Origin of the sequence: Vibrio sp. FE10 (assembly GCF_030297155.1) — a bacterium.
Classification (GTDB): domain Bacteria; phylum Pseudomonadota; class Gammaproteobacteria; order Enterobacterales; family Vibrionaceae; genus Vibrio; species Vibrio apostichopi.
The window spans coordinates 991,051-1,015,854 of sequence record NZ_AP028068.1; the positions used below are offsets into that span (position 1 = coordinate 991,051).

Below are 24,804 nucleotides of genomic sequence, written 5' to 3' on the forward strand. Positions count from 1 at the left end.
AGACGTTATAGATTCATTTTTATAGTACGGCCATACTAAACAGTTTTCGTAATCACATCAATGCAAATGATTCCATATAAAAGGATGATTTCTGTGATATTCAGCTAACAAAAAAGCCAGCTATAACTATAACTGGCTTCTATGGTTTTTGATGTTTTATTAAGCTGACTTAGCTTTTAATCAAATCAAATCAAATCAAATCAGTCTTGTCTGGCGAATAGTGCAAAATCGCCATTGAAGTCGGCGATAGCAGCATTTCACCTTCTGCATGACCCGGTTTTACGTTTCGCAAGTTGGTATCACAGATGGTCACCCAGTTTTGGTCACGATCACTTGGCAGCGTAAAGCGAGCTGGTGCATTGGTTTGGTTGATCAAGTAAATCAACTCGTCGCCATCTTTACCGATACCTAAATGCAACGCCACCGAGCTTAAACGGTTCCAGTCATCATGTTCCATTAGTGTGCCATCAACACGGCTCCAGAAGATGCGGTTAGAGTTACGCTTTTCACCACTGAATGCCTTAATAAATGGCACCATGTACTGTTGACGTGCCGAGATCATTTCCGACAGCCAAGTCTTGAAGTAAGTCTTGCGCTCTGAGTCTTCCCAATTTAGCCAACTGGTTATGCCGTCTTGGCAGTAAGCGTTGTTGTTACCTTTTTGAGAATGAGACAGTACATCTGCGGTCATGATATGCGGAATACCAAAGGCGAATAACAGGCTCGCCATAAAGTTGCGCTTTTGTTTCTCACGAGTCGCAATCACTAGTAGGTTTTCGGTTTCCCCTTCGACACCATAGTTATCAGAGCGGTTGTCACCATGTCCATCACGATTGTTCTCACCATTCTCTTCATTATGCTTGTGCTTGTAAGAGACAAGATCTTGCATGGTGAAGCCATCGTGATAAGTAATGTAGTTAACGGTCAGCTTGTACGGCCAATGAGCGGCACTGTAGATATCGCGAGATCCCATCAAGCGAGTCGCAAACTCTTTCAGGTAGCCTTGATCACCGCGCCAGAAGCTGCGTGTGATGTCTCTGAGCTTGTCGTTACACTCATTCCAACCGAGTGGGAAGTTACCCACTTGATAACCATTAGGACCGATATCCCATGGTTCTGCGATGAGCTTAGTTTCTTTGAGTACAGGATCTTGAGCAACGGCTTTGAAAAACGCCGCTTCAGGATTGTAATTATCGCCTTCTCGGCCCAGTGTCGCTGCCAGATCAAAACGGAAGCCGTCTATTTGGAACTCACTGACCCAGTAACGAAGCGTATCCATGACCAAGTTCAGTGCTGGCTGGTGAGTAAGGTCGACCGTATTACCACAACCTGTGAAGTTCGCGTAATGACAACCATGTTTAATGTAGTAGCGGCTATCGAGTGCTTTTAGGTTGAAGGTTGTACCACCTTCACCGCCTTCAGCTGTGTGGTTGTAGACCACGTCAAGAATGACTTCAATACCATTACGGTGTAGCTCGCGAACTGCTGTCTTTAGTTCGGTCACGGCATCTTTCTCTGCATAGCGAGGGTCTGGCACCATGAACAAGTAAGGGTTGTAACCCCAATAGTTCGCTTTCCCCATGTCTAGAAGATGAGGTTCATGCATACACGCAGCAATAGGTAAAAGTTGTAGAGAGTTGATGTTTTGCTGTTTGTAGAACGCTAGCATTTCAGGGCTAACCAAGCCCATGTAACGACCTTTGGTGTTGGTCGCCATCTCTGGATGAAGCTGAGAGAGGCCTTTTACATGGGTTTCAAAAAGAACGGTATCTTCTCGGCTGATACGTGGCTTTTCTACGTCTTGCCAATCGAAGGTGTCATCAACAACAAGGCATTTTGCCATAGAAAAGCTCTTTTCATGGCTATATGGCGTGACGTAATCGAGTGGTTCGCTGATTGCTTTTGCATAGGGGTCGGACAGCAGGATTGGGCCTTCATCAGTTTCAGCAAGGAAACCGTATTTTTGTCCTGCTTTTATGCCTTCCACAAACACATATCTAATATCAGCGTATTCGTTGTCTAGTTTATAAGTAACGAATTCGTCATTCTCATCGAATAATGCGAGGGAAAGGGATTTACAGTCAGGAGAATAAATAGAGAAGTTACAGCCAGTGTTACCTAGCGTTGCGCCTAGCGGATAAGGGCGAGCGAGCGTTCTAGTCATTGCTTGATTTCTTGTTCGTTTATCAACATCAGTGAACTATTAGTAAAAAGCTTTGTCACAGTAAGGTCAAGCAACTTCACAGATTAATTATTGTTAAAAAAATAATTAATCGATTAGGTTCAAATTATATATTTGAACTAGATCTCATTTAATACGAATAATTAGATCTGTGTGCTGTCTACTCCTCCTAGATTAAGTGATCTAACTCCTGTAAACACCGTTCTGTATAATTCCTACTCCCTTCTCATCCCCCTTAATTTAGTTCAGGGCGGAGGAAGTCAAACTTGTCATCCCCTCTTAATATTGGCTCCGTTGAAACGAATCAGGGGAAACCCTAAACCTCTCTATCTTACGTCCGCCATAACTGCCTTTGGTTGCCGCAAGAGAGCAAAAATATAATACCTAAAAATAAATCGTCCTTAATGGAGTTAAGAATGAAAAAAGTAAGTTTGATTGCTGCAGCGGTGACTACTGCACTTATGGCTGGTTCTGTATATACCGAATCAACTTGAAGATGCAGGCTTGAGAATCTGAAAATTATCATTAATTCGAGATGTCAAAGAGCCTGCGATCTCTGGAAGAGTCACTGCAAAAAATTGGTCTATTGCCTCCTTGAAGTCCCGTTTTCTTTTGAAGTAAACGTTGTTCCTCGACTTCTCATTCATTACTTTCCATAGCCGCTCTATTGGGTTGAGGTTTGGGCTGTAAGGTGGAAGATAATGCAGTTCAATATTCAGGACAAACGCCGCATCTTTGACTAAGTCACTGCGGTGATACCCCGCACCATCTAAGATGATATGAAGCTTATGGGTTAACGGATAACTCTCTCTTAACTTACAGAAAAAGCGAACAATCGTTTCACTGTTAATGTTCTCATAGTCGTGAACAATGGTTGCACCGATATCCGATAGGTTCAGTGCGCCAATAATGTTCAATCGGCTACGATTACCCGTTGTTTCAATCACTTTATCCTGACCAGTTCGTATCCAGCCACGAGATATTTTTGTTGATAGTGTTGGGTGAACTGCATCAATAAAGACTATCGATTCATCCTCGCCACAGCTTGCCTTTAGCGCTTCATAAGCCTCGATGAAAGCTTGTTGTTTTGCTTCATCAAATTTGTGTGGAACGCCTTTCGGCTGCTTGTAGCTAAAACCATTGTGGTGAAGCCATTTGTTCATACCAGAAACCGTGTAATCAAGTCCAAATGTCTCTTTAACGTAGGCGACAATTTGATGCGTGTGAGAATAGGTTTTCTCAGTCAAATGCTCGATTAGGTGCATGGTTTGAGTTGCAGAAAGCTTGCTTTGGCTTCCGCCATTTTCAGGCTTAAGTTTTTCAGAGAAAACATAATCACTGAGATGACGAGCAACAGTCGATTCGTGAATACGAAGAGCTTGTGAAATCATAGTCTGACTCCAGCCTTCAGAAGCCAGCAAAACAGCCTTAATACGGTCGCAGACCCGACTATCACGTTCAATGTCGTGCATTTGTTCGAGTTGTAGTTTCTGCTGAGGAGTCAGTGTAATTTTCATGGTTCGTAGCATGATCCTGATTTTAAAGAAAATCAAGCACCTTCAATGATCACGGGTATATGCAGAAGAAGTAGCTCTTGATGTAACAAGTGGTGATGAAGCAATGGAAGTTGAGGTTAAAAACCCAACGGAGGTTATTGCTGATGGTTGGGAAGTTCACGGCTACATGTCTTCGAACGTTCGCGTTGTAGATGGTAAGACAGTAGACACTGAATTTGGCAAGCCAGATTACAAAACTGCTGGTACTCACGGCAAGAGCACTAACCAAGTTGAGTTTGTAGTTAAGAAGCATTCTGAGTACCAAAATGGTGTTTGGGCTGACTACGTTCTACGTACTGAATACGGTAATGGTAACTCATATGCATATTCTTCTGAGGGTGGACAGAAGCAGAATACTGATTCTCAGTTTGAAGTAAAAGAAGCTTTTGTTGAGCTTGGTGGCGTTCTTGGCGAAGACACCTCAATTTGGGCAGGTCAACGTTACCTAAACCGTGCTGCAGGTATCTTGTCTGGTGAGTTCTGGAAACAATCATCAGGTGTTGGTGCTGGTATCCAAACTAAGTTAGGCGGAAATACTGCAGGTATTGCTTACACGATGGCTGACACAAATGACTCCATCAATAATGGAACTGACCGCGCAACTCTTTCTTCTCTTGACCTTTACTATTACGGCGTCGATGCAGGTATCGGCTCTCTTGACTTTGATTTGAAATACGGTCAACAGGCTCTTGATGGAGAAAATGACGACGGCTTCGGTGCATCTGTGACTCTTAATACTAGCTACTACGGCCTAGATGGTTGGACACAAAACGCAATTGCATACGGTACCGGTGTAATGCAAAACCGTGGTGTGAACTTCGGTAGTTGGTCTGGCGGTGATGACAACGCTGAATCTCTATTCCTAACTTCTTACGGCGTATTGAACATTTCAGAAAGATGGCAACTTGGTACAGAAGCGACATATTTCACAGCCCTTGATGAACTTTTTGGCGCTGAAGGCCTAACACGTTATATTGTTGCAGCTCGTCCTTCTTACAAGCTTAACGACAATATTCGTTTAGAAGCGACCGCTTCTTACGCTCACGAAGAAGGTGACGAAGGTTACTGGGGACGTACTGGTGATGATTTAGAAAGTGATATCCTTAACTTGGAAATTGCTACAGCATTTACAGCGAACTCTGATTACTTTGGTCGTCCACAAGTAAAACCTTACATCAGCTACATTAAAGCTGATGACGAAGCAAGTGCTAGACAAATTGGTATCGAAAACGGTAAAGACCAATTTGTATTCGGTGTGCACACTGAAATTTGGTTCTAAACCATTTACAGTAAAAGGCAGCCAATTGGCTGCCTTTTTACGTTTCCCCCAAACAACAACCAATAGTGAGAGAGATTACAATGACAAATAAAAGCTCTATGTTAGCCGTGGTACTAGGTGCCTTGCTAAGCGGTTGTGCTTCAGATGCTCAAGTTCAAACTCAATTAGATGCACCTACCAATGCAGAAGTATGCTGCAGCGATTTTTCGCAATTCCCATACGCTCGATTAAATGACAATGAGGATTTAAAATTTGATATCGACTTAGGTTCGCCAGTCGGTACATTTGCAACCGGTAATAGTCACTTTGCAGCGTTTAAGTTCAGCGATCGCTCTGGTGAGATGGTAGTTAAGCTCTCTAGTTTGATGATCGATGATTCTGTTTTCGCTCCAGAAGCCATGCTTCTTGATGAAAACTTTAAGCCACTAAAAACGCTAAAATTCGAAGACTTTAAGGTTCAAGCATCTGATGCTTTTACTCGTACTAGCTACATTGAACGCTTACGTGTTGATGCAAGTAAAACACCTTACATCATTATCTACACACCAGCTGATGAGCTAGGGAAGGCGATTAAAGTCGATCACCCTGCGAAAGTTAGAGCGAAAGAGTTTGGTGAAGTGATGCCTATGGTCACTGACCCTGTGTACACCAATCAACTAGGTGGTCGTTTAGAACTAGAAGTTGAAACCTTAAAACTTCGTCCTTACCGCGCTCAAGCTGCCGTAGTGCCTGTAGCTGCTGTCGCGGCGCCGGCTGCTGTGGCAACGAATAAAGCTAAAGTCACTCCGGAAATTCGTGTCCAACAAGAAACACAAGATTTCTATTTATCCGCGATAAAAAATGCGGTTGAATCTGGTGACGTACCTAAAGCTTTAGGCTTATTGGATGAAGCGAAGGCGCTGAATGTCGAAGGTGCTCAAGAAGCCTTTGTTAGAGCCGTTAACGCAAAATAGTTTAGTCGGTTATTAACTTAAATAGCTTAGATGAAGCGCTCCTATAGGGGGCGCTTTTTATATATGAATTTATAGACACTTTAGGTTTGAGGTTTTGATGCGATCTGAATTGATTATTATTGATGAGTTCTTCATTCCACAATTGAATCGAGCTCGAACGATTCGAATTTACCTTCCAATAGGCTACCACCAATCAGAGCAAGTTTATCCAGTTTTGTACATGCACGATGGTCAAAATGTCTTTGAAGAGTCTACAGCGACTTATGGGATGTGTTGGGATGCACAAACGACACTTGATGAGATGCAAAGGCTTGGTAAGTTGTCAGGGTTAATTATCGTCGCAATCGACAGTAGCGATGAGCTCGATAAGATGGGGCGTTATAATGAGTATTCACCTTGGAAAGCCAATGCAAACATAAAAGAATTGGGCGTTGATGATGAGCTACTTAAATTTGGTGGTGAAGGTGACGAGTATATGGCTTTTATTAGTCAAACATTGAAGCCTTATGTCGATAAAAAGTACAGAACCAAGCCGAGCCGTGAATTTACTTATCTTGCTGGTAGCTCCATGGGTGGGTTAATCAGTTTGTATGGCGGCTGTCTATACCAGAACACTTTTGGTGCAATTGGGGTGTTCTCACCAGCTTTCTGGTTTAATAAACCCTCATACTTCCAGTATATAAAGGATACTGATTTCTCATATCCAATAAAAATATATATGGATATGGGAACGGATGAAGCTCGTGACAATACAAAGGTAGACTTTGCAGGTGTATATCTGAGTGGTTCGAGGGAAGTGAATGAGTTATTAACTCAAAAGAAGAATGTGACACTTTTTTACCAAGAGGGCGATGGACATAAACACAATGAACTGGCTTGGTCTTTGCGATTTCCTGATTTCATCGACTTTATTTTTAGAAAATAAAAGAAGACCTAGTCATATTAGGTCTTCTTTTATATAGGCTTTCTATTAACTCATTTTAATCCTTGGCGGAAGCTAGTTCTTGCTTATTTCGTTTGTTTAATAGGTAGTCATTGTTAATCAAACAATGGTGCTTCCTTGTAAAGTCGGGCTTAGCAAACTGTAAGTCATTTAGGATGGCGTAATTTGGTTTAGGTTTGAGAACAATATGAGCTTGTTTATGGCTCACAGTGACCTGTTGATCGCTGTCTACCTCTATTTCTAACTGCTCTGTTAGTGGTGTCGAGATGACTGCAACCGACTCTCGGTCTATATCGATCGTGAGAACTAATGTTAGTTCAGCACGACTAGAATTTTTTGATTGGATGCTGTAGCGCGAGACACCGTTTTTAGCTTCAAATGATAGTTGCAGTTGGTTTCCCTGACCAAATGGTAACGAAGCTACTAATTCACTCCAACAGCTTGGAAGGTTTGGTGTCAGGTGAATCTCGTTGTCCAACAAGCGCGGGCGGAATCCCAAATAATCCTGCTGCGCGTTACGTGCATACTCTGATACTGACCAAGCTTGTGCAAATGTCCCTGACTCTATCAGAGTGCTATCACCCGTTTGATACGCATCCAAATTCTCGCTCATGGTTCCTCTACAGCCTTGAGTTAGGATTTGTTTCGCCAAGTTTTTGGACAGCTGATAACTAAAATCCTGTTGCTTAAATTTGTTGAGAGCAGTGATGGTGAAGCCAGCATTCCATCCCCAAATCGTCCCATTGTGATAAGCAGCGTCTTTATGGTACTTAACTTGGTTGTCGTGATATGGATGAAAATCGACATGATCTTGTTGTAATGAACATATCCCCCATGGGAACAGGAGCTTTTCGACGGCGTTCTTTACGATGTATTGCTCTCTTTCGCTCAGATTCAGCTCAACCTTCTGAGGAATCGAAATCGTCATAAGTTGATTTGGACGCACGCTATAGTCAGGTTCATCGCCTTCTGATAGATGGTCGGCCAAACGATGATGAGTGTTATCCCAAAACTTGTCAGCGAAGGTTTCCTTCACTTTGTCGGCTCTGCGTTGCCAACTTTTTATCGAATCAGAATCCCCCACCAATGTAGCGAGTTGAATGGCACAATTTAAGCTTTCAAACCAGAGAGCTTGAATGTCATTGGCTTTCGGCCCGCGAGGAGACCATGGTGTCATCCCATCAATTTTTGCATCCATCCATGTATCAGGATGACGATGTGCCATCAAACTATCCTCAGTTAAGTAGTGTTTTTCGACGCCTGTAATGAAACGTTTGAGAGTTGGGTAAATTGCCTTCGCAAAGGTTTTATCTCCAGAATAGTTGATGTATTCAAGTGCTTCCCGAATCATCCATGGAGTGCCATCTGTGGTGTTATAAATGATGTTCGTTTTACTGGTTACTCGATTAGGTATTCGACCAAAATTTGCGGAGCTTTCGTCGAGCATTTGCATTGATGCAAAGTTTTCGATGATCTCTTTTGCTTCGTTGAATAGACCATTAACCAAGCTTGTGCCAGACAACGCGATAAACGTATCGCGGCCCCAACAGTCCTTGAACCAAGGCAATCCAGCCCAAATGCCAGTGCCGAACTCATGACTCACAAAGGTTCGGCTTGCAAGGCGCGACCACATAACCGCTCGGTTGTATTCAAGGTCGTTAGTCCATAAGTAGTTGTTGGTTAAGAACTTATAAATGCGTTGTTGGTGTAGTACGTGTTCGTTATTTTTTACAGCTTGATCTACTAATGAACTAGCAGCGTCGAGACTTTCAGCAAATCCTAAGTAGATCTGGAATTTTGTTTGTTGCTTCGCCGTAGTAAGCATGAGTTTTACGTTGCTCTCTGATAGCTGAACAACGTCGTCAAGTTCATGGTGAGAGTCTAGCGATACCTCTCCCGCATGCATTGCACTATGACTGCCGATAGCTACAAACTTTGGAGAGCCTTCGGGGCAAACTTGCTCACTTAGCTCAAATACTACATTTTTGTTTGAGGTATGAACTTTGGAATGAACAGTCGGTATGTTGAGTTCTGGAATCAAACTTAGAACACTTGGTGTGTTCGATGAAACCGTTAACGACATGAGCCTAGCGCCTTGAATAAGGCTTAATGATTCTTGGCTATTGTCATAATGATGTTCAATACCATAAGGCATCAAACTGGCGTGTTTTGCCTCTGATTTATTATTGAGTTTACCATCGACATAGCTTGCAAAGCTTCCCAGAACCCAACCTTGATGATGGCGGTACTTTCCACTGTTTACATAGCTATAGGTCGTTCCATGATAATAACCATCGACATTATCTCCAAAGACAAACGGAAATGAACACGTGTCTGTGATGGCCAGTTTTTGGAACAATTGATCATGTGGCATTGCAAAGTCAGGGTGGTACCAGGTAGGTGAGGTTCCTTCAACTTCGATAAGGCGAGTATCAACCAGATTTCGTTGAGGTGTTGACGAGGTATTGTATTCACCTTTGGTCACGGTGAGTGTTGGCGTCGAAGTTGTGAATTGAATTTTCAATGAATATTGACCGGCTTCTGTGGGTGATAGTAACAGGTCATTACCAATACCTTGCGTGTTGATGAGAGGTATTGATTGTTCAAGGGCGCAAGCCGTTGCATCACTTTCATGTCCTGAAAGTGTCCACTGCTTGGTTCCATCTAAATCCGAAATTTTGAAACGATACAGGTCGGTAGATAGGCATATGCTAGCTCTGTAAGAGCCGTCTTGTTCTTTAATTAGTGGGGTGTCTAACCCCCAACCATTAAATGTACCTTTTAGGTAAAGAGTAGGGATTTGCATAACGAGGTGACTTCCAAAACAAAAAAGGCACAGCATACGCTGTGCCAAAGGGACAATAGGATATTAATAAGAAGAAAGGGTTATTTGGTAATTTGCTTCGCAGCTGTGTCTAGGGCTTCTTTAACGGTTTGCTTACCTTGCATTGCGTTATCGATAGCTGCGCCTTCAGCGAACCAGTAAGCGGTCATTTGAGGGATATTTGGCATGATTTCGCCGTTTTCAGCATTGGTCATTGTTGACTTGATACGCTCATCACTCTCAAGGATTTTTTGGAATGATTTTAATGTAACTGCACCAAGAGGTTTGTCATCATTCATGGTTTTTAGTGCATCGTCTTGGAATAGGTAGTTTTCTAAAAACTCTACCGCAAGGTCTGTATTTGGACTTGCAGCATTGATACCAGCGCTTAGAATTCCAACAAACGGGTTACCTTTACCACCATTTAATGTTGGTAATTCTGCCACACCATAATTTACACCAAGCTTATCTAAGTTCCCCCAAGACCAAGGGCCGTTAATGGTCATCGCAACGTTACCATTAGTGAACTCAGCTTCAGCGACTGAGTAATCCATATTCGGGTTAACAACCCCTTGGTTGACCATATCAACTAAGAATTGGAGACCGTGAACACCAGCTTCGTTGTTAACGCCTGTACTTTTAGCGTTATAGCCCGTTTCTGTTTTCTCGAATGCGAATGCACCACCTGCAGAGATCATTGGCCATGTGAAGTAAGCATTTTTCACATCCCACATGATGGCTTTTTTGTCTTGTTTAGCCATCTCTTTTTGAATAGCGGCAAGCTCTTCCCATGTTTTTGGCGGGTTAGGTAGTAGGTCTTTGTTGTAGATTAGAGAAGGTGCTTCGATTGCTAAAGGGTAGCCGACAATTTTACCATTCACCGTAACCGCATCCCAGCTGAAGTCGACGAGCTTATCTTGGAACTCTTTGCTTGGGTTTAGTTCATGAAGTAAACCTGACTCTGCGTAGCCACCAAAACGGTCATGTGCCCAAAAAATGATATCAGGACCGCCACCTGTCGCTGCGTGTTGTTGGAACTTCGCTTCTAATGAATCTGGGTACTGAACGTTAATCTTTACGCCAGTATCTTCTTCGAATTGTTTACCAATTTCAGCAAGGCCTGCGTAACTTTTATCGCCGTTAATCCAGATCGTGATTTCGCCTTCTTCCATAGCAAAAGCTGGCGCATTGAAAAGCGCAGCAAGGGTACAAATAGACAGTGTTTTCAATAGAGGTTTCATAGTTTTCATTCCATATTCAGAAGGTTATCCATAACGATAATCACTTCTATCAGTTCTTATTATCTGGGAGTTATTTTATCGGTCTCCTTTCGTTTTTAGAAATAGGTAAATAGACAAGAGATATAGTAAAAATCTATATCATTATGGTGAAGCTAGAGTTTTAGAGGTCGGTGGATAGCTTTTGTGATGTTGAACATGAAAAGAAATGTGAAGACGGGCTGAAACAAATTGATAGTGATTAGGCTATGGCTGATTAGGGAGTCAGTTGCTTATGGTTGCTTAAGATATGTGAGTTAACTTAACGGTATATTCAGAATGAAAAAGGCAAGGTGTTACCTTGCCTTTATATGGGGGCTGGAGCTTGATAGGGACTATAGTTTTAAAGCAAATGATTCATACGGAGCCAGGTGTAATTGCGCGTCGACACTTAGAATTTCACCATAGTTATTGATTAAGCAAACTGGTGTTTGAGTGCGATATTGTTCAGGCGTTTCAAGAGTGAGTGACTCCCCTGAGAAGTTACATACAACCAGTAGCTGTTCACCATCCAGTTCACGGACATAAGCAAAAACTTTATCGTGTTCTTCAAAAACCGGAATGAATGAACCGTAAACAATTGCTGGGTGAGCTTTTCGCAATTCGATCAATTTCTTATAGTGATAAAAGATTGAATTTGGATTCGCTAATGCATCTTCAACATTGATTTGTGGGTAGTTTGGATTGAGTTCAATCCACGGTGTTCCACCAGAGAAGCCTGCGTTCGCCTGATTACTCCAGTGCATTGGTGTTCTGGCGTTGTCACGGCTGTTCTCATGAATGGCGTCCATCATGTGTTCATGAGTTATGCCAGATTCCGTTTTCACTTTATAGAAGTTATGAGTTTCAATATCTTTGTACTGTTCTAAGTTGTCGAAAGCGACGTTCGTCATACCAATTTCTTCACCTTGGTAGATATAGGGCGTGCCCTTTAAGAAGTGCAAGCAAGTCGCAAGCATTTTGGCAGACTCAACTCGGTAGTTTTTGTCGTCGCCGTATTTTGATACTAAGCGTGGTAAATCGTGGTTATTCCAAAATAGGGAATTCCAACCGCCATCTGCGAGCTCTAGTTGCCACTTGGTAAGAACATTTTTGAATTCTCTAAGATCGAGAGGAATTGGGTTCCATTTGTCACCGTTTTCCCATGTAAGGGTGATGTGTTCAAACTGGAATACCATCGAAAGCTCATTTCTATCTTGTCCGCTGTATAGCTTCGCGATTTCTGGTGTTGCTCCCCAAGTTTCGCCTACCGTGAGTAAGTCTTTGTTACCAAAGGTAGCCTTATTCATTTGTTGCAACAGGTTGTGTAATCTTGGTCCGTTCCCAGTAATGCCTTTATCGATTTCTTTACCTATTAGATCAATGACATCTAATCGGAAGCCGCCGATACCAAGGTCAATCCACCAGTTCATCATATTATGAACTTCTTCTTGAACCTTCGGGTTTTCCCAGTTCAAATCTGGCTGACGTGTTGAAAACAGATGGAAGAAGTATTGCTGTGTTTGCTCATCCCAGTGCCAAGCGCTACCGCCGAAAATCGATTCTTGGTCATCTGGTGCACTACCATCCGGTTTTGCATCGCGCCAAATGTAATAATCTCGATATGGATTATCTTTTGATGAGCGTGCTTGTTCGAACCAACGGTGCTCGTCTGACGTATGGTTTACCACTAAATCCATTACAATTTTAATGTCACGTTTCTTGGCTTCGTCCATAAGGCGTTTCATGTCTTCCATGCTACCAAACTCTTTAGCAATCGCTTGGTAGTCGGAGATGTCATACCCATTATCATCCATTGGGGATTGATAAACAGGAGATAACCAAATTACATTAATACCAAGTTCTTTGAGGTAATCAAGTTTGCTGATAATTCCATTGAGGTCGCCAATACCGTCATTATTTGAGTCTAAAAAGCTGCGCGGGTAAATTTGGTAGACCACTGCGTCATGCCACCATTTCTGTTCCATCTCAATTTCCACTTAATTAGTTAATTGTCCTTACTATAGTGATTTCACCTTTCTGTGGGAAATAGCATTCCTAATGTTCTCTATAGAAAAATCCTATATCATGGAGGCTATCCGCTGTGCACTGTGTACAGTGGCCTAATTTGCTGAAATTCTAACCTCGCATTTTGTGATCGAATGCAAACTAAGAGAATCCTATGAATAAGCTATACCGATATTTTCTGATGGTCGCACATACAGGTAGCATTAAAGGCGCCGCGGAAAAGTTGAATATTAGCCAACCTTCCTTAACCGCGGCTATCAAAAAGCTAGAGAGTGATATTGGTGTCGCTATTTTTGTTCGGAAATCAAAAGGCGTTGAGCTCACCGAGTATGGGCGTTTGTTTCGTGAATTTGCGCAAGAGCAACAAGAAAAGCATCTGTCGTTAATGCACCGATTTACTGATATGCAGCAGCGTCAATTAGGCAAGCTGAAGTTAGGCACTGGAGAAGCTTGGTGGGAGCAATTTGTTTGCGGGGCTGTTGCTGAATATAAGAAAAAAGAATCAACAGGTTCTCTACATTTGGAATTCGGAAATAATTTGTCCTTGATGCACCACTTGGTTCAAGGCGATATCGATTTGTTTGTTGGCCATGAAATTTATGGGCTGCATGAACGATGTAAGGTGACTTTTTATCCATTATTTCAAGACAAAGAAGCAGTGTTCGTTCGAAGTGGACATCCATTACTAGCGAAGAAAAACTTAGACTCTAATTTGTTAAGACGTGACATGTTGGATTTTCCAATCCTCCAAGTCACTCCTGATCACTCTAGGCATAATTCTGTACTCTCAGATCACGTAAATTCACAGCCTGGTGGGCGTGATTCTGAAACTGTAGGGCGAGATGTCTATGACGTTGACTCTCTTTTTGCGAGCTTAGATCTGTTAAGAATGTCAGATGCAGTGATGCCATACAGTCATAAAATGTGTGGCTGGATGACAGAAAGAGGTTTTGAAACCTTATTGATTGATGATTCTAAGCGAGGGAATGTTGGGCTTTATGCTAAACAGGGGGCGGATGATCTGAAGATTAAGTGCTTCATCGATATCTTACAGAACGTTAATTTTAATTAGATTCTAAACGGCCAGAATCTTGATCTTTGGCAGTCTAATTAATTCACTATTTATCGTATTTAGGTACTCAACATGACAGAAGAATCACGTTAAGTACCGTTTTGCACTGACTTTATCCTGTAATTATAAATTACTTTGAGAATGGTCGGTTATACGGTCAATACCCATGCCAGGGCTGCTAGAGGTTTTAGTTCAGCATTTAAGCAACCAACGCCGTTTTCAACAGATAGTGTCAGCTGTTGGATGCCTTCAATATGCTCGTTGACTGCATAGTTTCCATCTACGATTCCTAACTCTTGAATAACCTCTGCGATAACCTTTAGGTGAATATTTTCCGTAGTGCTTTGACTGAAGTTGGTAGCTGCAATAACCAGTTCTTCTTTATTAAAGCGCAAGAAAGCGTAAATCGAATCACTTAGCTGACCGGATTGATGTAAATCTAAGTACTTCCCGGTCATCGATGAATGCTCGAGGGCAAATTTCATCAACCGTTGATAGAAGGTTCTAAGTTGCTTTTCTTGTTCATTGAGTTGCCCACCATCGAATTTTCCACCGTTCATCCACTTCTGATGTTGAGGTACGCCGATATAATCAAATATGGACGTGCGGGAGGGTTGACCAAAGCCAGCGTTCTCTGCGCCAGGTTCTCCGACTTCTTGTCCGAAGTAAATCATCGTTGGTGAGCTGCTCAATAGTGTACTGACCAACATTGCTGGTTTTGCGATTTGTGGGTTGCCAACAAACTCTGGAGAAGCGACACGCTGTTCATCATGGTTGTCTAAGAAGTGCATCATGTGATGTTCAATGTCCATCATTTGATGCTGGATCTCGGGGATGATTGCTGTTGAAGCCTTGCCTTGCATAATTGCTTTCAGACCATCGTAAAGATCAACTTTGTCATATAGGTAATCCATTTTACCTAAGTGAATATAATCTCGGTACAAATCCGGTTGATATACCTCAGCTATTAAAAAAGCTTCTTGGTTTTTCATCTTTATTGAAGAGTTGAGGTAGCTCCAGAACTCGACAGGTACCATTTCAGCCATGTCATAACGGAACCCATCCACCCCTTTTTCTAACCAATATAAAGCGATGTCTCGAAATTTAATCCATGAATTCGGCACATCAACTTGCTGCCAGAAGTGATAGTGATCTAGGTGATCACGCTTGGCATAGTCATTTGGTAGTTCAGGGAAATCTTTTGAGCCGTCTGGTCGCAAGCCATAGTTAATTTTTACAGTTTCATACCAATCATCAAAGTTCGGTTTACTTAAGCGAGATCCATTCCCTGTCCATTTGGCTGGGGCTTCAAGGAAAGGGGAGCTTAAAGCTGGATGTTGCTCACCACCAAGTGGAACGAATGCAGGGTCGATTTCTGGCAGTTCGAATGAGCTGTTAGGGATGTAATAGAAGTTGTTGTTACGATGATACTCAACGTCTATTTTATCTTGATCGCCAAAATCGCTGATGCCTTCAGGGTTATTCAAACCTTCGTAATTACGAGCAATGTGGTTAGGGACGATATCTATGATCACCTTCAGACCATTGTCATGGCTTCTTTTGATCAAAGCTTCAAATTCTTCCAATCGCTTTGCTGGGTCATCAGCAAGATCGGGGTTTACTGAGTAGTAATCTTTGACCGCATAAGGTGAGCCCGCTCGGCCTTTTACGACACAAGGATGATCATCAGATACACCAATGTTTTTGTAATCGTTGATCAAAGCATGGTGTGGTACACCGGTGTACCAAATATGAGTAATACCAAGCTCTTTAATTTCAGTTAGGGCTTTATCCGTAAAGTCACTAAATTTACCGATACCATTTTGTTCAATGGTGCCCCAAGGTATGTTCTGTGTATTTTGATTGCCAAATAAACGTGTAAAGACTTGATAGATTGAATGTTTCTTGTTGTACATACTTATATTCCATCTTGTGAAGTAGAGATGTAGGCCTTTGTTCTGTTAGCTAGGAGGCTAGCTCAATCGGAATGCAGCTTTATCCTCCCTAATTGAGAAATTTAGGGCGTAGTTACTGAGGTATGTGAACTGCTGCTCAAAATAGGATGCTGTGAGGCTAGCTTCACTTCTATCTCATAAGGGCTAACATAGAAAAAGGGAGGCTTAATGCCTCCCTCTAAACCTAGTTTTTGTTCTGTAAAGCTTACTGCTTGGCCACAGAAACCACGGCCTTATCCACACTGCTGTTTAACTCATGAATCGCATTCAGAGTGAATGTGTAGCTGCCAGCTTCAGTTACGCTCAATTGGCAGTTACCACCAGTGCCAAGGTTGATAGAGCCATCTGCAAGTTCAACAGAGTCACAACCAAAGTTAGGTGATACCCAATCAGCATCTGCAAACTTGAACCCATAGTCGCCCACTTCTAAAGTGGACGTTACAGAGTAAACACCGTTGCCAATAAAGCTCATTGCCCAATCATCAACAGGTGTCCAATCATTCATAGCACCACGAACGTAAACCGTTGTTTGGCCGTATGGAGGAATGCTAGACACATCTTTATCAGAGTTATCGACCGGTAGACCGACACCTTGTGCATCGCCTTGAGCTTGCACAAATACTGCTGTGGTTAATGCAGGTACAGTGAAGGTTTCAGCGGTAAAGCTTGCGCCTTTCACTGTGTCATCAGCGGAGCTCTGTTGAACGGTATGGAGAGCAAACCCCGTAGCTCCTGTGATTTTGAATGATTGAGATTCATTGGTAGAGTTTACAACCGCGACAATCGCATCGTTCGCTGGATCGAGGTCTGTACCTGCGGATACACCATCATCGATAGACATCACGATTAAGCCTTCGACTTGATCTTCACCAACATTGCGGAAGTCGACACGCTTCATAACTTCGTCTGCTGTGTCTAAGCGGAACAGTTCACTTGAGCTACGGATTTTTAATAGCTCTAGGAACTGCTGCTTAGTCAGCTCAATGTCGTCTGCGTCTGGTTTAGCGGTGCTGTCAGCAATGATGGTTTTGATCAAATCCCAGTTAGCACCATCTTTATCTTCACGTGGTAAGCCAACATTCCAGTTGTTGTCAGTGCCATCAAACATTACGCGGTTGTACCAGTCACCTGAATCGTAAGAGTCGCGCTGCATAGACTTAGAGCGTAGCAGTTCAGAACCCATATGGATGAATGGTATGCCTTGGCCTAACATTACGGTAGAAAGCGATACAGACTGCATGCGAGCACGCTCTGCAGAGCTAGTACCTGCAGCGATCTTGTAAGCGTTGTTATCCCAAAGCGTTTGGTTATCGTGTTTTGAAACGTAAGAGATGTTCTCTGAAGGCATCTTGGTGTAGCCAGCGGGTGCGCCGTTGTAGTCAACGTTTTTGCCCAGTTTGGTATCGCCTTTGTAATCAATCAGTACGTATTCTGCGAGGTTACCTGCCATGCCTAAACGAACAAGATCTTGGTTGTGTAAACGACCGTTGATCGAGTCTTGATCGACTTTCGTTTCTTCGTTGGCAATCGCTGCGTTACCAAAGCCTTGGTTAAAGCGAAGTGGGTGGTTGCCTTCTGAGTCGACACCGCCATCGAATGGGCTACCGCCACGTACAGCATCACGCAGACGGTCCGAGAATGTACCGATCTCAGTGCCTGCCATGTTGATTTGGTTTGCTTGATCGAAGCGTGCGTTATCGGCTACTTCGCCAAAGTCCCAACCCTCACCGTAGAACAGGGTGTTTTCGTCGATTTTACGTACTTCAGCAAGAGCTTCTACCATCACGTCTTTTGGTTGGTGGCCCATTAAGTCAAAACGGAAACCATCCACTTTATAATCGTCAGCCCACACCTTAAGTGAGTCGACCATCAATTTACCCATCATTAGGTTTTCAGTCGCAGTGTTGTCACAACAGGTTGAGTTTTCGACGCCACCTGTGTTCACGTTAAGACGGTGGTAGTACCCAGGGACAATCTTATCCAGTACCGACTTATCGTTCACGCCAGATGCGTTGGTATGGTTGTATACCACGTCCATGATCAGCTTAAGATCCATGTCGTGCGTGGCTTTCACCATTTGACGGAATTCGAGAATACGTTTAGAACCATTTGGATCTGTCGCATAACTGCCCTCTGGAACCGTGTAGTGGAATGGGTCGTAGCCCCAGTTGAAGCTGTCCAGCATGCGCAGGTCATTCATCAACGCTTGTGCATCGCCTGTTGAAGGATCATAACCATCGAGTACATCTTTGATGACTTTATTTTCGTCTTCGTTTCCACACAAGGCGGCAGCAGGTTTTACATCACACAGTTTGCCAACGGTGTCGGTGATATCGACACGGTTCGCTTCATCTTCATCAACGGTAGCGATATCGAATGCCGGTAAGATATGCAGCGTCGTTAAGCCCGCATCTTGCAAAGCTTGTAAGTGTTTGACCGACTCACGATCTGCTTCTGTAAGCGCTAGGTATTTGCCGTTCCATTCTTTTTTACCTAGAGTGTCGCTGAAGCTAAAGTCTCGAAGGTGTGATTCGTAAAGCACGTGGTCTTCGTCTTTCTCTACAGTAGGGCGTTCGTATCCAACCCAACCTTCAGGCATTAATGCTGAATCATCAAGATCGATGACTTGAGAGTATGCAGAGTTCTTCGATAAGCTAAGTGAGTAAGGGTCGGTTACTAGGCGAGTTTCAATGTTACCTGTGGTTGGGTGGTAAACCTTCACTTGGTAACGATAGTAGCTGTTGACTGCATTAGAAACTGCGTCAGTCGCCCAAATGCCCGTCTCAGTGCTTTCCGTCATCGGGATCACTTGTGAACTTTGCAGATCTTCGCTGTATAGAACAAGTTCAACATCTTGCGCTGTTGGTGCCCAAAGCTTGAAAGTAGCCGCACTGCCTTCAACAATCGCGCCTAACTCTTCACCCATTGCATTACCAGCATCTTCACTAGCAAATACCGCATCAAGCACACCAGGTTTTTGAACCTCAGTTGAAGAGATAACATCGCCATTAGCATTGTAGGCAACAAAAATTATCTGAGATTTTAAGATGGTACGTAAAGTATTGTCGTCAACATCGATAGCAAGGGCAGGTAAGCTTGCAAGGTGGCGGAAACGCTCTTTCAATTCAGAAGATAGCTCCCCGTCTTTACTTAGTTCAATTGCAGTTCCGCCGACAATTTCTTTGTCGTCGTTCATCGTGATGCTGTTATCTAATGCATAGAAGAGTTTTACAGAATCGGCATTGCTAGCGGCTTCCCAAGCAATGGTGGTCGCGTCTAACCAATGTGCTTTTTGTCCATCAATATTCACTGGGCGCTCTGAGATTGGGTCGTAGTACAACTCGCTGCTGCCATGGAATCCGAATACACCTTGCGAATCACCAAGCTTGGTTAACTCGATTTTCGAATTGGCACTACCAAACGCTTTTTCGTCGCCATTGTGTAAGATGAAGTTCATGCATTTATGCGGGTCAGAAGCATCCGGATCGACTTTCAACACATAGTAGGCACCGTAGGTATCGCTAATGCCGTCAAATTCATATGGCGCTTCCCAGTTGGTACCGGTTTCGCTGAGACCCATCGCGATTAAGTCGGTGCTGGTGCAGCCTTCGCCATTCCAAAGGTGCAACCCCCAGCCATCATAGGTCGAGTTAGACGTGCTCGCAGCCGCGACATCACGTTTGTAGTAAACAACGACTTCGTTTTCGCCAGCGTCATATAATCCGTTGTTTTCTGGTGTTGTATTCATACAACCACTAACGATTGTTGCGGTTAGAACAGGTAGAATTGCTTTGGTTAAAGCCGAGCGTTGGAAGTATCTAGCCTCTTTACGTTTTTCTGTATTCACGTTTGGTATCCATGTTTTTTTTATTAAGGTGGATATCGTAATACTTCTAACCACAAGCCATTTGTGACACTTATGTATAAAGTTTTTTAAATTTGATAAATATAAAAAACTCAGTGACAAAATCACGTTTTTAGGAAGGTAAACCTATTTTTTTTGGCTCAATAGCTCATAAAATACAGCTAGTTAACGGCAGGCGTAGAGGGTAGGAGTAGTGACTAAGGATGATAACTCATCCTTATTAATGTGATCTTGGTTTCCTTTTTTGCCAAGGTTATTTTTTATCTGGAAAAAAGTCGGTACTAATTCTCAATTATTAGTATTTTTAAATTTACAGGGCGTAATTGCTACAGTATGTGAGCTGTTACCCAAAAGGAGTTGATGTTGTCTTCATCTATTCAAATCGCCATCACCTATCTGGTTCTGGTGGCGGTATCCGCGTTGTTTGTAGAAAGTTCGAAAGCGCTGTTGGTGTGGTATTTGGCTATCGGATTGGTGACGTTTTTTGTGTATGCAAAGGATAAGAGGGCGGCGATCAATGGCAATTGGCGTGTGCCTGAGAAAACGCTGCACATTTTGTCTGTTGCTGGTGGTTGGTTGGGGGCTTTGATTGCTCAAGATAAGCTGCGCCATAAAACGCAAAAACAGCCGTTCAGAGCTATCTATTGGCTGACTATGGCAATTAATGTAGCGTCGTTTGTGTGGACGTTAACCCCAAGTGGGCAGGCTATATTTGGTCGTTGGGTTAGTGAGATTATTGGATATCTTTAACGATAATAATGGCTAGCACGTGTGTACTAACCATCACAAGATAGGAAACTCTTCGATTAGAGCATTGGAATCGTTGATGCTAACAGCAATCCCGCCATGCCATAGTTGAAACTCTTGATACGTACTGGTGTTGTTAGCCAGTGTTGCAGTTGCTTGCCTGCTGCCGTCCAGAAGGTCACGGATGGCAAGTTAGCTAGTGTGAATATCGCGGCGATGATCGCAAGCTCCCACCATGAACTGCCACTGCTATAAACAGAAATCGCAGTCAGTGCCATTGACCAACCTTTCGGGTTTACCCACTGAAAACTTGCCGCGCCAATGAAGGTCATGGGCTTATAAGCCTCGGTGCTTTTGGCTTTGCCGCTCAATGCAATCTTAATTGCTAGGTACACAAGGTAAGTCAGGCTTAGGTACTTCAATATTTGGTGAGAAACAGGATAAGCGTTGAAAATGCCCATTAAGCCGAAACCAACCAACAACAGCATGGCTGCAAAACCCAGAGCTATCCCAAGCATGTGCGGAATAGTGCGGGCAAAGCCAACATTGGCACCTGATGTCATGAGCATGATGTTATTTGGGCCCGGCGTGAAGGTCGAGACAAACGCAAACAAGGCTAGGGCGCTAAGTTGTTCTAAAGGCATAATGGTTCTCCTGCAATAAAATGAACGAAGTGACTGACCGGTCATGACTTTCACGTGTTGAGAAACATAGTAGGTGGAAAGTGAGGCAATTATGTGCTTTTATTTCACTTATTATCACTAAATGCACAATAATAAGTACCTATGGATAGATTTGACGAAAGGATATTGCAAGAGCTTAAATTGGACGGCAGAATCTCCAACATTGAGCTTTCAGAACGAATTGGATTGTCGGCTTCTGCGACCCTAAGGCGAGTACAGGATCTTGAGCGCAAAGGGATCATCCAAGGTTACCGCGCGGTTCTGGATAACGGCTTAATGGGCGTTGGTTTTATTGCCTACGTTTCGATAGGTTTATCGAGCCACAGCAAATCGGCTCAGCTAGAATTTGAACAGCATGTCAGCATGGAAAAAGAGGTGGTGGAGTGCCACAACATTACCGGTGCTAACGAATATTTGCTGAGGGTAGAAACCAAAGATCTACCGGGCTATAAGAAGTTTCATGCCGATGTACTTGGGGAATGTGCTCAGGTGCAATCTATTACGACTATGGTTGTGATGGACACCCCTAAAGACGAACGCTAGTCGAGTTTTATTTCAGGAGAGGCGCAGTGCCAAATACTAATCAGTTGTTATTGTTCTTAGATGTGGTTCAACAAGGGTCGTTTACCAAAGCGGCAACCTTGCATGATATGGACAACTCATCACTCTCTAAACAGATAAAAAAGCTTGAGCAAGACTTAGGTGTGCAGTTGCTTAATCGCTCTACACGCTCGTTTTCGTTGACGTCGGCAGGGGAAGATATTCTCGCGCAAACCTATGTGCTGAAAGACACCATCAATCAGATCCAAGGCATTGCTGATTCATACCAGTCTGAACCCAAAGGTGTGCTACGAATTACGTCACCGATCTATTTTGGTCAGCAATACCTGCAACCTATCATCACGCAGTTCATGAGAAAGTACCCGGATGTTCAGATCGTGCTGTCATTGGACGACAAGATCGCCAACATTATCGCAGGGCAGTTTGATATCGCATTTCGCTTCAGCAAGCTTGTTGAATCGAATTTGATTGCCAAGAAGATTGCAGACAGTAACTTTATGTTGGTTGCCTCGAACGACTTTGTGAAGCAGCATGGTGAACCTAAGACGCCACAAGATTTGCTCGCATTACCCGCTGTGATTTATACCAATGGTGATATGACGGTCGATCATCTGAGAATCAGTGAAGAGCCGCATGGCAACACTTTCCAGAGCCTAACGATTCGTGGCAACTATAAGGTGAGTGATGTTCGCACTATGGTCTCTTGCGTAAAAGATGGCTTAGGCTATGGGTTCCTTGACCAATCAAATCTATATGCCTCAATGAAAGAACTTGGCTTGGTTACGTTGCTTCCGGATTATCCGATTTCTACAATCGATACCGCGATTTACGCTGTCTATCCGCACCGTAAGCAGACCAAACTGGTCAAAGAGTTCATCACTACGGTTCAAGATTATATTGGCTCTCCGACCATTTGGGAGAAAATGCAGCAAGGTTAGTTGTGTTTCTAATAATTCAAACTAAAAAAGGAGCCAGATCGTCACACGATCTGGCTCCTTTTTATTCTTCCGGTTATAACTGATTTACAATGTAAAGCTTAGCTATAGCTGGCGTGAGCGGTTCTTGTTATCGAAAAACTGTCTCTTGTTCTCGAAAAGAGTGTCTCTTGATTCGAGATTAGTGCTCGTGAATCGCTTCCTTGCCACTTGGGTACGCTTTTGAACCCAATACATGACCGTCGACTTCTTTACCGTAGTAACCTTGGTGGTTGTGGTAACGCTTAGCATTGCCTGCAACATCACCCTTGTATCGTGGGTCTTGTGGGCGTTCATGGCTGTTTACAAACGCTGCCACATCCCATGCATCCTGAATTGAAAGCTGTTGGCTTTTTCCAAGCGGCATGTTTTCGTAGATGAAGTACGCGGCGGTGTTCACTCGGTGCATACCTGCGCCCCAGTTGAACGAATTCTCACCCCAAAGTGGCGGTAAGTATGAGCGACCATCCGCCCCTTTAATACCTTCACCATTTTGACCATGACAGGTTTGGCAGCTGGTTTGGTAAACCTTTTCACCACGAGCGATTGACGGCTCTTGTTCAGGGTTATCAATCTTAGGGTAGCCTCGCCCTGCCAACTTGCTGCGGTCATCGATTGGGTATTTGCTTAGCAGTTCTTCAGGAAGAGGGAAGCTATCTGCTTTTCCTCCGACTTGTAAATTGGCATCGCTGATCTCAGGAACAGGCGTGTCTTGCATGCCGTTCTTGTCTAAGATGCCGCCCATCGCTAGCCAATATGAATAAGCCGTGAGCGCGACCATCTCTTTTGAGCCTACTGCTGGTGGCAGGCCATTCATTGAATAAGTAAAACAGCCTTGGATACGTTCTGCGTAGCTGTTTACCTTGTCATTTTTCTTACGGTAAGCAGGGTAGGCCATATACGCTCCCCATAGAGGCGCCGCATTCGCCTTCATGCCCGCTTGCATGTGGCAGTTGACACAGTTTTGTTCATTGCCTACGAACGTACCACGCATCTGTTGTGAATCGACAAACAGCGAATAACCCAATTTTACTTTGTCGCCAAACTCCCCTGCAGGAATATCGACCAAGTCTCGTGGCACCAGATATTTGTTATCTTGAGGTTTCTCAACAGCTGGCAGTTCGGTTTGGCGATCGGGCAACTCACCTTCGGCGTAAGCGATTCCAGAAGCAAGGGTTGCGGTAATTAAGAGTAATGTTTTCATGCGAGCCCTTTAGTATCGGAAAGATGCGAAATAGTAAGACAGGTTTTTGATTTCATCGTCGGTCAACTTACCGGCGATATTGCCCATCATGTTCAAATCATCACCCTTACGAGTGCCGTTTTTCCAAGCGTTGAGCTGAGTTTGAATGTAGTCGGCGTGCTGGCTCGCTAGGCGTGGGAACTTGTCTACGCCCATACCACTTGGCCCATGACAGGTTGCACAAGCTGGAATGTTTCTATCCCAATCGCCTTGGAATACAAGCTTACGATAAGGGTTATCAATATCTGCCTGAGAGCCGCGCTGCTCTAAATCAGTGAATTCATAAGAAGGAAGCGAAGCGAAGTACTCGGCAACTTCACGACGAATCGCAGGATCAGACACACCATCCGCCATCCCTTTCATGATCGCGCTTTGACGCTCACCACTTGAGAATAAGACCAGTTGATGTTCTAGGTAGTCAGCATTGAGCCCTGCAAGCATAGGGGCGATGTTGGGCATGCCTTTCCCGTCGGCTTGGTGGCAACCGCTACAGGTTTCTGCGGCTTCTGGCATTGGATTAGGCGCTGCTTGTGCAAAACCGGATAAAGAAAGGCTTCCCAGAGCAGCGATGCAAAGCGTTAGAGTTTGAGTTTTTATGTTCAGCTTAATCATGAGGCGTCGCTATTGGTTGTAATGCACGCATTTTCGACATAATTGGATGTTCGCGCTATTGTGGATTTCCA

The 24,804-nt window shown here is 43.6% G+C and carries 17 protein-coding genes; 7 read left to right on the forward strand and 10 right to left on the reverse strand.

The window, feature by feature from the left end:
• Positions 1-190 precede the first annotated feature (190 nt).
• Complete coding sequence (gene glgX, locus QUF19_RS21490) at positions 191-2,164, reverse strand: glycogen debranching protein GlgX (protein WP_286303232.1); 1,974 nt, start codon at positions 2,162-2,164, stop codon at positions 191-193.
• Between the two features lie 503 nt (positions 2,165-2,667).
• Entirely contained in the window at positions 2,668-3,699 is a 1,032-nt protein-coding gene (locus QUF19_RS21495) for an IS630 family transposase (RefSeq protein WP_270000015.1), read from the reverse strand.
• A gap of 103 nt (positions 3,700-3,802) precedes the next feature.
• Here QUF19_RS21495 and QUF19_RS21500 point away from each other — a divergent pair, with 103 nt between their 5' ends.
• From QUF19_RS21500 to QUF19_RS21510, 3 genes are all read left to right on the forward strand, one after another.
• A complete protein-coding gene (locus tag QUF19_RS21500) occupies positions 3,803-5,017 on the forward strand; it encodes a carbohydrate porin (protein ID WP_286303233.1) in 1,215 nt (404 codons plus the stop codon).
• Positions 5,018-5,097: 80 nt separating this feature from the next.
• Positions 5,098-5,970, forward strand: coding sequence for a MalM family protein (locus QUF19_RS21505; protein WP_286303234.1), 873 nt, complete (start codon positions 5,098-5,100; stop codon positions 5,968-5,970).
• A gap of 97 nt (positions 5,971-6,067) precedes the next feature.
• Entirely contained in the window at positions 6,068-6,895 is an 828-nt protein-coding gene (locus QUF19_RS21510; protein WP_286303235.1) for an alpha/beta hydrolase, read from the forward strand.
• A gap of 55 nt (positions 6,896-6,950) precedes the next feature.
• Here QUF19_RS21510 and QUF19_RS21515 read toward each other — a convergent pair whose 3' ends face one another.
• From QUF19_RS21515 to QUF19_RS21525, 3 genes are all read right to left on the reverse strand, one after another.
• Positions 6,951-9,767, reverse strand: a complete 2,817-nt coding sequence (locus QUF19_RS21515; protein WP_286303236.1) for an amylo-alpha-1,6-glucosidase — start codon at positions 9,765-9,767, stop codon at positions 6,951-6,953.
• Positions 9,768-9,799: 32 nt separating this feature from the next.
• On the reverse strand, positions 9,800-10,978 hold the full coding sequence (gene malE / locus QUF19_RS21520) for a maltose/maltodextrin ABC transporter substrate-binding protein MalE (RefSeq protein ID WP_286303237.1): 1,179 nt from the start codon (positions 10,976-10,978) through the stop codon (positions 9,800-9,802).
• A gap of 371 nt (positions 10,979-11,349) precedes the next feature.
• Entirely contained in the window at positions 11,350-12,981 is a 1,632-nt protein-coding gene (locus tag QUF19_RS21525) for a glycoside hydrolase family 13 protein (RefSeq protein WP_286303238.1), read from the reverse strand.
• 194 nt (positions 12,982-13,175) lie between these two features.
• Between QUF19_RS21525 and QUF19_RS21530 the strand changes: the two genes are divergently transcribed.
• Positions 13,176-14,093, forward strand: a complete 918-nt coding sequence (locus tag QUF19_RS21530; RefSeq protein ID WP_286303239.1) for a LysR family transcriptional regulator — start codon at positions 13,176-13,178, stop codon at positions 14,091-14,093.
• A gap of 149 nt (positions 14,094-14,242) precedes the next feature.
• On the opposite strand, the gene QUF19_RS21535 is transcribed toward QUF19_RS21530, so the two are convergent.
• Together QUF19_RS21535 and pulA are read right to left on the reverse strand one after the other, a co-directional pair.
• Positions 14,243-16,009 (reverse strand): alpha-amylase family protein, encoded by a 1,767-nt coding sequence (locus QUF19_RS21535; protein WP_286303240.1) that lies wholly within the window; start codon positions 16,007-16,009, stop codon positions 14,243-14,245.
• A 244-nt stretch (positions 16,010-16,253) separates the two neighbouring features.
• The gene (gene pulA / locus QUF19_RS21540; protein ID WP_286303281.1) at positions 16,254-19,796 is read right to left on the reverse strand and encodes a pullulanase-type alpha-1,6-glucosidase; all 3,543 of its coding nucleotides are present in this window, start codon (positions 19,794-19,796) and stop codon (positions 16,254-16,256) included.
• Between the two features lie 477 nt (positions 19,797-20,273).
• Between pulA and QUF19_RS21545 the strand changes: the two genes are divergently transcribed.
• A complete protein-coding gene (locus QUF19_RS21545; protein ID WP_286303241.1) occupies positions 20,274-20,663 on the forward strand; it encodes a DUF1294 domain-containing protein in 390 nt (129 codons plus the stop codon).
• 56 nt (positions 20,664-20,719) lie between these two features.
• Here the strand turns inward: QUF19_RS21545 and QUF19_RS21550 are convergent, their stop codons facing one another.
• Positions 20,720-21,304, reverse strand: a complete 585-nt coding sequence (locus QUF19_RS21550; RefSeq protein ID WP_010431665.1) for a LysE family translocator — start codon at positions 21,302-21,304, stop codon at positions 20,720-20,722.
• 141 nt (positions 21,305-21,445) lie between these two features.
• Between QUF19_RS21550 and QUF19_RS21555 the strand changes: the two genes are divergently transcribed.
• Positions 21,446-21,886, forward strand: a complete 441-nt coding sequence (locus QUF19_RS21555) for an Lrp/AsnC family transcriptional regulator (RefSeq protein WP_010431662.1) — start codon at positions 21,446-21,448, stop codon at positions 21,884-21,886.
• A gap of 26 nt (positions 21,887-21,912) precedes the next feature.
• Positions 21,913-22,842 (forward strand): LysR family transcriptional regulator, encoded by a 930-nt coding sequence (locus tag QUF19_RS21560; RefSeq protein ID WP_004732134.1) that lies wholly within the window; start codon positions 21,913-21,915, stop codon positions 22,840-22,842.
• Between the two features lie 178 nt (positions 22,843-23,020).
• Here the strand turns inward: QUF19_RS21560 and QUF19_RS21565 are convergent, their stop codons facing one another.
• Both QUF19_RS21565 and QUF19_RS21570 read right to left on the reverse strand, forming a co-directional pair.
• Positions 23,021-24,082 (reverse strand): c-type cytochrome, encoded by a 1,062-nt coding sequence (locus tag QUF19_RS21565; protein ID WP_286303242.1) that lies wholly within the window; start codon positions 24,080-24,082, stop codon positions 23,021-23,023.
• 9 nt (positions 24,083-24,091) lie between these two features.
• The gene (locus QUF19_RS21570; RefSeq protein ID WP_059017575.1) at positions 24,092-24,733 is read right to left on the reverse strand and encodes a c-type cytochrome; all 642 of its coding nucleotides are present in this window, start codon (positions 24,731-24,733) and stop codon (positions 24,092-24,094) included.
• Positions 24,734-24,804: the final 71 nt, after the last annotated feature.

Bases quoted from the DNA above. Each gene is read 5' to 3' on its own strand.
- QUF19_RS21545 (WP_286303241.1), top strand. From the start codon at position 20,274: ATGTTGTCTTCATCTATTCAAATCGCCATCACCTATCTGGTTCTGGTG.
- QUF19_RS21495 (WP_270000015.1), bottom strand. From the start codon at position 3,699: ATGAAAATTACACTGACTCCTCAGCAGAAACTACAACTCGAACAAATG.
- QUF19_RS21525 (WP_286303238.1), bottom strand. From the start codon at position 12,981: ATGGAACAGAAATGGTGGCATGACGCAGTGGTCTACCAAATTTACCCG.
- QUF19_RS21565 (WP_286303242.1), bottom strand. From the start codon at position 24,082: ATGAAAACATTACTCTTAATTACCGCAACCCTTGCTTCTGGAATCGCT.
- QUF19_RS21505 (WP_286303234.1), top strand. From the start codon at position 5,098: ATGACAAATAAAAGCTCTATGTTAGCCGTGGTACTAGGTGCCTTGCTA.
- QUF19_RS21530 (WP_286303239.1), top strand. From the start codon at position 13,176: ATGAATAAGCTATACCGATATTTTCTGATGGTCGCACATACAGGTAGC.
- QUF19_RS21555 (WP_010431662.1), top strand. From the start codon at position 21,446: ATGGATAGATTTGACGAAAGGATATTGCAAGAGCTTAAATTGGACGGC.
- QUF19_RS21570 (WP_059017575.1), bottom strand. From the start codon at position 24,733: ATGATTAAGCTGAACATAAAAACTCAAACTCTAACGCTTTGCATCGCT.
- QUF19_RS21500 (WP_286303233.1), top strand. From the start codon at position 3,803: ATGGAAGTTGAGGTTAAAAACCCAACGGAGGTTATTGCTGATGGTTGG.
- malE (WP_286303237.1), bottom strand. From the start codon at position 10,978: ATGAAACCTCTATTGAAAACACTGTCTATTTGTACCCTTGCTGCGCTT.
- QUF19_RS21550 (WP_010431665.1), bottom strand. From the start codon at position 21,304: ATGCCTTTAGAACAACTTAGCGCCCTAGCCTTGTTTGCGTTTGTCTCG.
- pulA (WP_286303281.1), bottom strand. From the start codon at position 19,796: ATGAATACAACACCAGAAAACAACGGATTATATGACGCTGGCGAAAAC.
- QUF19_RS21535 (WP_286303240.1), bottom strand. From the start codon at position 16,009: ATGTACAACAAGAAACATTCAATCTATCAAGTCTTTACACGTTTATTT.
- glgX (WP_286303232.1), bottom strand. From the start codon at position 2,164: ATGACTAGAACGCTCGCTCGCCCTTATCCGCTAGGCGCAACGCTAGGT.
- QUF19_RS21510 (WP_286303235.1), top strand. From the start codon at position 6,068: ATGCGATCTGAATTGATTATTATTGATGAGTTCTTCATTCCACAATTG.